Source organism: Pseudonocardia pini, from assembly GCF_013870575.1.
Lineage (GTDB): Bacteria > Actinomycetota > Actinomycetes > Mycobacteriales > Pseudonocardiaceae > Pseudonocardia > Pseudonocardia pini.
Map to the genome: position 1 here is coordinate 1 of NZ_JACBXB010000155.1, position 9,025 is coordinate 9,025.

Consider the following 9,025-nt stretch of genomic DNA (forward strand, 5'->3'; position numbering starts at 1 on the left):
GTCGTCCTCGCTCTGCAGCAGGACGGGCACGGCGAGCCCCGCGGTCGAGAGGAACGGGCCGCCGTGCAGCACCCGCCCCATCTCCTCGACGACGATCGCGAGGTCCAGCAGGGTCCCGCCGAAACCGCCGAAGCGTTCCGGCAGGGCGAGGCCCTGCACCCCCACGTCCCGCGCCAGCGCGACCCACAGTCCGGGATCGTGCCGCTCCCCCGCCTCGGCCAGCTCGCGCGACCGCGCGACGGGGGCCCGATCGGCCAGCACATCCCGAACCGTGGCGCGCAGGGCGCGATGCTCCTCGGTCCAGCCGAACTCGGGTTCACGCTGCTCTGCGTCCACGGCACGAACCATGCAACCGATGTGACGTCGGTGTCAATCTCACATTTGTGTACCGCTCGTGAGCTGCCGAAGTGTTCGAAACAGACGCTTGACATGACCGGCGTCACCGTTGATCCTGCCGTATGACGACGACGTCACAATCACTAGCCCGGTACCCCGCGGCACCCGGCCCGCCGTCGTCCATCCGCCGACGATTCGGAGCGCACACGCATGCTGACCGGCCAGGAGTACAAGGAGTCGCTCAAGGACGGCCGGAAGGTCTACTTCCAGGGCAGGCTCGTCGAGGACATGGACCTCGAACCCGGTCTCTCCGCCCCGCTGAACGCCGTCGCCGACGGCTACGACAAGTACTACTCGTCCGCTCCGGACGCGGTGAACCCCGTGATCTCGGCCCCGCGCACCGCGCAGGAGCTGCGCGACCGGATCCCCGAGCTCATGGAGCTCGACCTGGTCCTCAACGTCACCTACCAGTCGCTGATGACCGTCCTGGTCGCCGCGGGGCGCCTCGCGGGGTCCGTCCCGCAGTACATCCCGCGCATCGAGGCCTACGTGGAGAAGGCCCGCCGCGAGGACATCCGCATCACCGAGTGCATCACCGACGCCAAGGGCAACCGCAGCCTGCACCCGGGCAAGCAGGAGGACCCCGACGCCTACGTGCGCGTGGTCTCCCGCAGCGCCGACGGCGTGGTGGTCCGGGGCGCGAAGCTGCACATCAGCGGCGCGGCGCTGGGCCACGACCTCATGGTGATGCCGACCAAGACCATGCGCCCCGGCGAGGAGGACTACGCGATCGCCTGCGCGATCCCGGTCAACTCCCCCGGCGTGCACATCACCAACACCACCTACCACCCGCTACACGGCGACCCGCGCGACTACCCGGTGTCCAGCCACGAGTCGATGCCGGACTCGATGTGCATCTTCGACGACGTGTTCGTCCCGAACGAGCGCGTCTTCCTCGACGGCGAGACCGAGCACGCCGCGGTGTTCGCGCACTCGCTGGGCCTGTGGGAGCGCCTCGGCGGCATCTCCTTCATGGTGCAGCAGGCCGACGAGCTGGTCGGTCTCGCGCTGCTGATCGCCGAGGCCAACGGCACGGCGAAGGTCTCCCACGTCCGCGAGAAGATCGACGAGATGATGATCCACGCGACGCTGCTGCGCGCGGGGCTCGAGGCCGCGATCTCCAACGCGCACAGCACTCCCGAGGGCTACTTCTACCCGGACGACATGTTCACCAACGTCACGAAGTACCAGGGCGCCTCGCAGTTCGGCGTGATGGTGCGCCACCTGCACGACATCGCGGGCGGGGCCGTGGTCACCGCGCCGTCGATGGCGGACTTCGAGAACTCGACACTGCAGCCCTACCTCGAGAAGTACATGAGCACGGGCGGCGGGATCTCCGGTCGGTACCGCTCCACGCTCTTCCACGCGATCCGCGACACGACGGCGGACGCCTACGGCGGCTGGCACCTGGTCACCAACATCCAGTCCGGCGGCGGGCTCTACGCCCAGCGCCTCGTCACCCGCAAGAACTACGACGTCGACCGTGCCCGGGCCCTGGGACTCAAGGCCGCAGGGCTCGGCAGCTGACTCGGCCGGGTCACGCTCCTCCACTGACAGTGCACCGACTGTGACATCAGCATCACAGTTTCGTACCGGCTCTGATCAGGCGATCCATCCGGACATCTGGCGTTGACATGACGCAGGTCACGGTCGATGCTGTCACCTGACGCCGACGTCACAATCACGTAAGCACGGCTCTCCCCCTGCCCCCGGGCAGATCCCCCGACGATCACACCGGCGTGTTCCGCCGAAGGGATTGGATCTCGATGAAGAGAACACTCGCCGCCGTCGCCTCGTTCGCGGCCGTGGCCCTCGCTCTCGCCGGCTGCAGCTCCGGCGAGGGCTCGTCCGACGCCACGGGCGGCCTCAGCGGCGAACCGGTGCTGGTCGGCGTGCTCGCGCCGATGGACGGCGCCACCGCGTACCCCCAGACCGGCTACGGCGCCGAGGCGGCCGAGCGCTACGTCAACGAGAAGCTGGGCGGCATCAACGGCAGGCCGCTCAAGATCGACCTCTGTGCTGGCGACGGCAGCCCGGAGACCGCGGTCAACTGCGCCAACCAGTTCGTGACCGAGAACGTCGTCGCGGTGTTCGACGCCTACGACGGCTCGGTCGGCGGCGCGGTCCCCGTCCTCACCGCGGCCCAGATCCCGATCATCGGCGAGCTCGGCGCGACCGCCGTCGTCGACGCGCTGCCCTGGGGCCAGTCCTTCTACTTCTCCGGCCCGCTGGAGACCAGCGCGCTGGGCATGGTCACGATCCTGAACCAGATCGGCAAGAAGAACGCCTCGCTGGCGGTGACCGACGGCCCGCCCAGCCACGGCTACGTGGACAAGCTGGTCATGCCCGCGGCGAAGAACCTCGGCATGAACGTCACCCCGCTCTACGTGCCCGGCAACAACATGAACTTCAACGTCATGGCCGCCACGGAGCTGTCCACCAACCCCGACGTCGCGGGCATCATCGCGCTCACCGAGGACGGCTGCACCGGCCTGTTCAAGGCGCTGCGGGCCCAGGGCTACGACGGGTCGCTCTTCGCGGGCTCCTGCTCGCAGTTCATCGCCGACATGGGCGCCGACGCGGCGGGCGCGATCGTCCAGCCCCGCGTGTGGGTCCCGGCCGCGAAGTCGAACGCCCCCGCCGAGGTCCGGCAGCAGCTCGACGACTTCGCCTCCTCGATGGAGGAGATCGACCGCGGCGACCAGCAGTCCGCGCGTTCGCTCTACTCCTTCGCGGGCATGGTCAACCTGGCGAACGTGCTGAAGGGCATCCAGGGCGACATCACCCCGGAGAGCGTGACCGCGGGCATGAAGGCCGTGAAGGACATGCCGACCTTCGCCGGTCCGAACGTCACCTGTGACGGGCAGCAGTGGGCCAACCGGCCCGCCTCCTGCAGCAACGAGGCGATCTTCTTCGAGGTCCAGCCGGACGGCACGATGAAGCCGGTCGACCCGAACGGGTTCATCGCCCTCGACCCGTCGAAGATGAGCGCGGCCTAGTCCGCCCTCGGGCGGATCCCCTGTCCCGCAGGGGATCCGCCCGTACCTTCGAGGAAGGAATCTCCTGTGGGGACGATCCTGCAGTTCGTGGTCCTCGGTCTGGGACTGGGTGCCATCTACATCGGTCTCGGTACCGGCCTCCTGCTGGTGCACCGCGCCACCGGCATCATCAACTTCGCCCAGGGCGCCATGGCCATGTGGGGCGCGTTCGTGTTCGCCCAGCTCCGCCTGGACGGCACCCTGGTGTTCCCCATCGGGTCGATCGAGCTCGAGCGCCGCCCCCCGGTCGCGGTCGCCGCCCTGATCGGCCTGGCGATGGCGTTCCTGCTCGGTCTGCTCGTGCACTACGTGATCTTCCGCCCGGTGCGCCACGCCCCGGTCCTGGCCCAGGTGGTCGTGTCCGTCGCGGTGATGATCACCCTGCAGGCCCTGGTGGTGCTGCGGTTCGGCCCCAACAACATCGACGTCGACACCCTGATCCCCGAGGGCTCGTTCCCCCTGCTCGGCGCGGAGATCCCGACCCGCGAGCTCATCATGGCCGCGATCATGGTGCTGCTCGCCGCCGCGGTCTGGGCGTACCTGCGCTTCACCCGGGCCGGGGTCGCCACCCGCGCGGCGTCGGAGAACGAGCGCGCCGCGGTCCTGATGGGCTTCTCGCCGGACCGGCTGGCCGCCGTCGCGCAGGTCGTCGCGATCATGCTCGGCACCATCGCCGTCATGCTGGGCAGCTCGCTGACCGGCCTCAACGCGGACAACTACACCCTGCTCGTGGTCCCGGCCCTGGCGGTGCTGCTCGTGGCCCGCATGGAGTCGATCGCCGTCGTCGTGGTCGCGGCGCTGCTGATGGGCGCCTTCCAGTCGCTGATCAACCTGCTGATCACCAAGCCGTTCTGGCCGCAGTGGGCGCAGTCCGGACTCGACCAGGTCATCCCGTTCGCCGTCGTGATGGTCATCCTGTTCGTGCAGGGCAAGCGGCTGCCGTCTCGCGGCTCGCTGCAGACCATCCGGCTGCCCGACGTGTCGATCCCGCGGTTCAAGCCGATCCCCGCCGTGATCATGCTGGTCGTGGGGGTGGCGGCGCTGTCGTTCACCCAGGGCACCTGGCGCTTCGGCATCACCACGTCGATCATCGTGATGCTGCTGGCCCTGTCCTACGTGGTGCTCACCGGGTACCTGGGGCAGATCTCGTTGGCGCAGGGCGCCTTCGCGGGAGCCGCCGGGTTCGCCCTGTCGAAGATGACCAGCCAGTGGGGCATCCCGTTCCCGATCTCGCTGGTCCTCTCCGCGCTCGTGGCGACGGCGCTCGGGATGCTCGTCGCCCTGCCCGCCTTCCGGATCCGCGGCGCCCAGCTCGCGATCATCACGATCGCGGCGGCGCTCGCCATCGAGCGGTTCGTGTTCAACAACTACACACTGAGCCCGCCCGAGGGGAACCCGATCGCCGACGCCACGCTGTTCGGGCTGAACCTCGGTGTCCGCGAAGGGCGCGACCTGTCCCGGATGGCCTTCTCCCTCACGGTGCTGGTCATCGCCGCGATCCTGGTCTGGGTGTTCATCCGGGCCGCGTCCGGGGACACCGGGCGGGCCTTCCTCGCGGTGCGCGCCAACGAGCGCGCGGCGGCGTCGAGCGGCATCGACGTCCGCAAGACGAAGCTGATCGGCTTCGCGATCTCGGCGTTCATCGCCGGCATCGCGGGCTGTCTGATCGGGTTCAGCCGCGGCCAGCTCTCCGCGGAGTCGTTCAGCGTCTTCGCGGGGCTGCAGGTGCTGGCGGTGGCCTACCTCGGCGGCATCACCAGCGTGGGCGGCGCGATCGTGGCCGGCATCCTCGGCCCGCTCGGCATCGTCTACACCCTGCTGCGCGGCGTGTTCGACCTCGGCGAGTACTACGCGCTGATCTCCGGCCTCGGCCTGATCATCACCGCCATCCTCAACCCGGTCGGCATCGCGGGCGCGACCCGCGAGCAGGTCGCCTGGGTCAGACGGAGACTCTCGCGCACGCCGCCACCGACCGCTCAACCCGTGGCCCCGGCCGCGCCGCCGAAGGAGCCGTCCCGTGTCTGACACCGCGAAGGGCCTCCACACCCGGGAGCTGACGGTCCGCTACGGCGGTCTGGTCGCGAACGACTCGGTGAGCATCGACGTCGACCCCGGCACGGTCGTCGGCCTGATCGGGCCGAACGGAGCGGGCAAGACGACGTTCGTCGACGCCGTCACCGGCTTCACCACCTGCGAGGGCGAGATCCTGCTCGACGGCACGCGGATCGACGCGATGGCCCCGCACGAGCGGCGCGCCGCGGGGCTGTCGCGCACCTGGCAGTCCGGCGAGCTGTTCGGCAACCTCTCGGTCGCCGAGAACCTGCTGGTCGCGGCCCGCAAGGGCGGTTGGCGCACCCTCGTGCGGGACGTCTTCGGGCGTCGGCGCAAGTCCGGCGACGAGGTCGTCGAGCGCGCGTTGCAGGTCGTGGGGCTCGGCGACGTGGCGGACACCCTCGCCCGGGACCTCTCGCTCGGCCAGCAGAAGCTGGTCGGCGTGGCCCGCGCGCTGGCGGGCGGGGCCGAGGTCCTGCTGCTCGACGAGCCCGCCGCGGGCCTGGACTCGATGGAGAGCCAGTCCTTCGCGAGCCGCATCCGGGAGATCGCCGACTCCGGTCCCGGGGTGCTGCTCATCGACCACGACATGTCCCTGGTCCTGGGGGTGTGCGACACGGTGACGGTGCTCGAGTTCGGGAAGCAGATCTTCACCGGCACCCCCGCCGAGGCCCGGACCGACCCGACCGTCGTCGCCGCCTACCTCGGCGCACCCGTGGAGCCCTCCCATGCCTGATCCCCTGTTGGAGACCCGCGACCTCGCCGCCGGCTACAACGGCGTCCCGGCCATCCGCGGGCTGTCCCTCTCGGTCGCGCCCGGGGAGGTCATCGCGCTGCTCGGGCCGAACGGCGCGGGCAAGACGACGTCGCTGCTCGCGATGGTCGGCCTCGTCGCGCCGTTGGCGGGCGAGGTCCACGTGCTCGGCGCGCCGCTCGGCAGGCGCAAGCCGCACCAGATCGCCAAGGCGGGCGTCCTGCTCGTCCCGGACGACCGCGGCATCTTCTACGGCCTGACGGTGCGCGAGCACCTGCGGCTCGCCGCCCGCAAGGCCGACGCCGAGCGGGAGAGGCAGGTCCTGGACCGCTTCCCGGTCCTCCGCGACCTGGAGGGCCGCAAGGCGGGCCTGATGTCCGGCGGTGAGCAGCAGATGCTGGCCATCGCCAAGGCCCTGCTGGCCCGCCCCAAGGTGCTGATCATCGACGAGATGAGCCTCGGGCTCGCGCCGAAGATCGTGCAGGAGATGCTGCCCGCCATCCGCGACCTGGCGAAGGCGGACGGCATCGGGCTGATCCTCGTCGAGCAGCACATCGAGCTGGCGCTCTCGATCGCGGACCGCGGCGTGATCCTCAACCACGGGCGGGTCGTCCTCACCGGTGCGGCCGCGGACCTGCTCCGCGACCGGCACCTGGTCGAGGCGGCGTACTTCGGGTCGGACGAGTTCGGGCACGACGAGTCGGACCCGGACCGCGTACCCGCCCTCGGATGACGACCACCGTCGGCGGTTCGCGGGTCCGGTCGGCCGACGGGGTCGAGATCGCGTACGTGCGCCGGGTGGGGCAGGGGACGGTCCCCCTGGTGCTCGTGCACGGCACCTCCGCACACGCGGGCTGGTGGGAGCACCTGCTCCCCGAGCTCCCGGAGCACTACGCCGTGGTGGCCGTGGACCTCGCGGGCCACGGCGACTCCGGCCGCCGGTCGGGATACGAGCTGGACACCTGGGCGGCGGACGTGCTCGCGGTCGTCCACGAGCTCTTCGACCGGCCCGCGGTCCTGGTCGGACACAGCATCGGCGGGCTGGTCACGGCGAACGCCGCGGTCCTGGACCCGGCCGCCGTGGCCGCGGTGGTCCTGGTCGACTCGATCGTCACCGACCCCGCGGACGTGGGGCCGGACGGCGTCGCCTCCGGATCGGCACCCGGATCGGCACCCGGATCGGCACCGCCCTGGCGGCCGCCCAGCGCGGCCCGGGTGTTCGCCGACCTCGAGGAGGTGGCGGGCCGGTTCCGGCTGACCCCGCCGCAGCCCGACGCCGACCCGGTGATCCTGCGGCGGATCGCCGAGGGTCGGTGCGCCCGGTCGAGGGCGGCTGGGCGTGGAAGGTCGATCCGCTGATCTTCGGCGCGGTCGGCAAGGCGGGGATGTGCGTGCGGCTGCCGGACCTGCCGGGGCCGGTGGCGGTCGTGCGCGGCGAGCTCTCGGTGCTCGTCCCGCCCTCGGCCGGGCGGGACCTGGAGGCGCTCGTCGGCCGCCCGGTCCCCCAGTTCGACGTACCCGGCGCGCACCACCATCTCATGATCGACCACCCCGTCGAGCCGGCGGCGCACCTACGCAGCGCCCTCGCCGTCGTCTCTCCCGCCGTCTCCCCCGTCCCGGAAGGACCTTCGTGACCACGACGTTCGACACCGTCGCCGACCTGCTCTCCTGCCCGCCCGGCACCGCGCTGGGCCACGGCTCGTGGCGGGTGGTGGAGCAACCCCGGATCGACACGTTCGCCGACGCGACGGACGACCACCAGTGGATCCACGTCGACGCCGGGCGCGCGGCGGCGGGGCCCTACGGCACCACGATCGCGCACGGGATGCTCACGTTGTCGCTGGTCCCGATCATGATCGGCGAGCTGGCGGCGGTGCCCGGCGCGTCCCTCGGGGTGAACTACGGCTTCGACAAGGTCCGGTTCACCCATCCCGTGCCGGTGGGCAGCAGGATCCGCGCGGACGTCACGGTCCTCGCCGTCTCCTCCGTCCCCGGCGGGGCGAAGGCGACCTTCAAGGCCGTCGTCGAGATCGAGGGCGTGGACAAGCCCGCGTGCATCGCCGAGCAGACCATCGTGTGGATGGAGTGAGTGGGGGCCGCGGTGGGTGCACGTTTCGTGCAGCTGAGCCGGCGTGATCACTGAACCCTTCGCGCCGTATACGGCGCCGATGGGTCACGAATGATGATCACCAGCGGGGCCGCGCGCCATGGGGTGATCACGTGCCGGGGTGGAGTCTCGGCCCCCCTGCCGCCAGGCCGACCCATGGCTCGCCTGCCCCAAGGTCTGTTGATCATGGTCGGGAGTGATCAGCAGACCCTGAGGCAGGTTCAACCACGGCTCAACCTGCCGCAGGGCCTGATGATCACCCCTGGGGTCGGTTCCATCTCGGGGGCGGATGCCCGAGGGCCTGATGATCATGGGCGGGGAGCTCCGCGACCGCGCGCACCGGGGAGCCGTCGCCGCTCAGGGCCAGGGGGTAGAAGGTCAGCGACGGCTCCTGCCCCAGCAGGCGCTCCACGCCGCGGAGGTTCTCCACGATCACCCCGCCCGCGCCCAGGACGGTCTCGTGGACCGACAGGGTGCCGGTCGGGTCGGGGCTGAGGGTGTCCACCGCCACCGCCCGCACGCCCGCCGCGACCACCGCGCGGGCGGCGTCGGCGGTAAGCCAGGGGTGGTCCAGGTAGGCCGCCGTGCCGAAGTGGGCCGACCAGCCCGTGCACACCACCAGGACCGCACCCGGGCCGAGGCGGGGCAGGACGGGCCGCAGGGACCCTAGCGAGATCT

General features: G+C 70.9%; 10 protein-coding genes. 8 read left to right on the forward strand and 2 right to left on the reverse strand.

The features are described from left to right. On the reverse strand, positions 1 to 336 hold a 336-nt coding region (locus tag H5J29_RS11770; RefSeq protein WP_181780972.1), incomplete at its 3' end, for an acyl-CoA dehydrogenase family protein. Between the two features lie 210 nt (positions 337 to 546). Between H5J29_RS11770 and H5J29_RS11775 the strand changes: the two genes are divergently transcribed. From H5J29_RS11775 to H5J29_RS11810, 8 genes are all read left to right on the forward strand, one after another. Then, positions 547 to 1,923: a 4-hydroxyphenylacetate 3-hydroxylase N-terminal domain-containing protein gene (locus tag H5J29_RS11775; RefSeq protein WP_181780973.1), complete on the forward strand. Its 1,377-nt coding sequence runs from the start codon at positions 547 to 549 to the stop codon at positions 1,921 to 1,923. A gap of 239 nt (positions 1,924 to 2,162) precedes the next feature. Further along, on the forward strand, positions 2,163 to 3,395 hold the full coding sequence (locus tag H5J29_RS11780) for an ABC transporter substrate-binding protein (RefSeq protein ID WP_181780974.1): 1,233 nt from the start codon (positions 2,163 to 2,165) through the stop codon (positions 3,393 to 3,395). A gap of 66 nt (positions 3,396 to 3,461) precedes the next feature. Then, positions 3,462 to 5,459 carry a branched-chain amino acid ABC transporter permease gene (locus H5J29_RS11785; RefSeq protein WP_181780975.1) on the forward strand — a complete coding sequence of 666 codons (1,998 nt, stop codon included), beginning with the start codon at positions 3,462 to 3,464 and terminating at the stop codon, positions 5,457 to 5,459. Next, complete coding sequence (locus H5J29_RS11790; protein ID WP_220187290.1) at positions 5,452 to 6,222, forward strand: ABC transporter ATP-binding protein; 771 nt, start codon at positions 5,452 to 5,454, stop codon at positions 6,220 to 6,222. The genes H5J29_RS11785 and H5J29_RS11790 overlap by 8 nt, the downstream gene beginning before the upstream one ends. Beyond that, entirely contained in the window at positions 6,215 to 6,973 is a 759-nt protein-coding gene (locus H5J29_RS11795) for an ABC transporter ATP-binding protein (protein ID WP_181780976.1), read from the forward strand. The genes H5J29_RS11790 and H5J29_RS11795 overlap by 8 nt, the downstream gene beginning before the upstream one ends. Then, a complete protein-coding gene (locus H5J29_RS11800) occupies positions 6,970 to 7,599 on the forward strand; it encodes an alpha/beta fold hydrolase (protein WP_181780977.1) in 630 nt (209 codons plus the stop codon). The genes H5J29_RS11795 and H5J29_RS11800 overlap by 4 nt, the downstream gene beginning before the upstream one ends. After that, on the forward strand, positions 7,554 to 7,874 hold the full coding sequence (locus tag H5J29_RS11805) for an alpha/beta fold hydrolase (protein WP_181780978.1): 321 nt from the start codon (positions 7,554 to 7,556) through the stop codon (positions 7,872 to 7,874). Before H5J29_RS11800 ends, H5J29_RS11805 begins: the two co-directional genes overlap by 46 nt. Beyond that, positions 7,871 to 8,329 (forward strand): MaoC family dehydratase, encoded by a 459-nt coding sequence (locus H5J29_RS11810; RefSeq protein ID WP_181780979.1) that lies wholly within the window; start codon positions 7,871 to 7,873, stop codon positions 8,327 to 8,329. The genes H5J29_RS11805 and H5J29_RS11810 overlap by 4 nt, the downstream gene beginning before the upstream one ends. Positions 8,330 to 8,603: 274 nt before the next feature. Here H5J29_RS11810 and H5J29_RS11815 read toward each other — a convergent pair. Further along, a partial coding sequence (locus H5J29_RS11815) for a cyclase family protein (RefSeq protein ID WP_181780980.1) occupies positions 8,604 to 9,025 on the reverse strand: 422 nt, incomplete at its 5' end.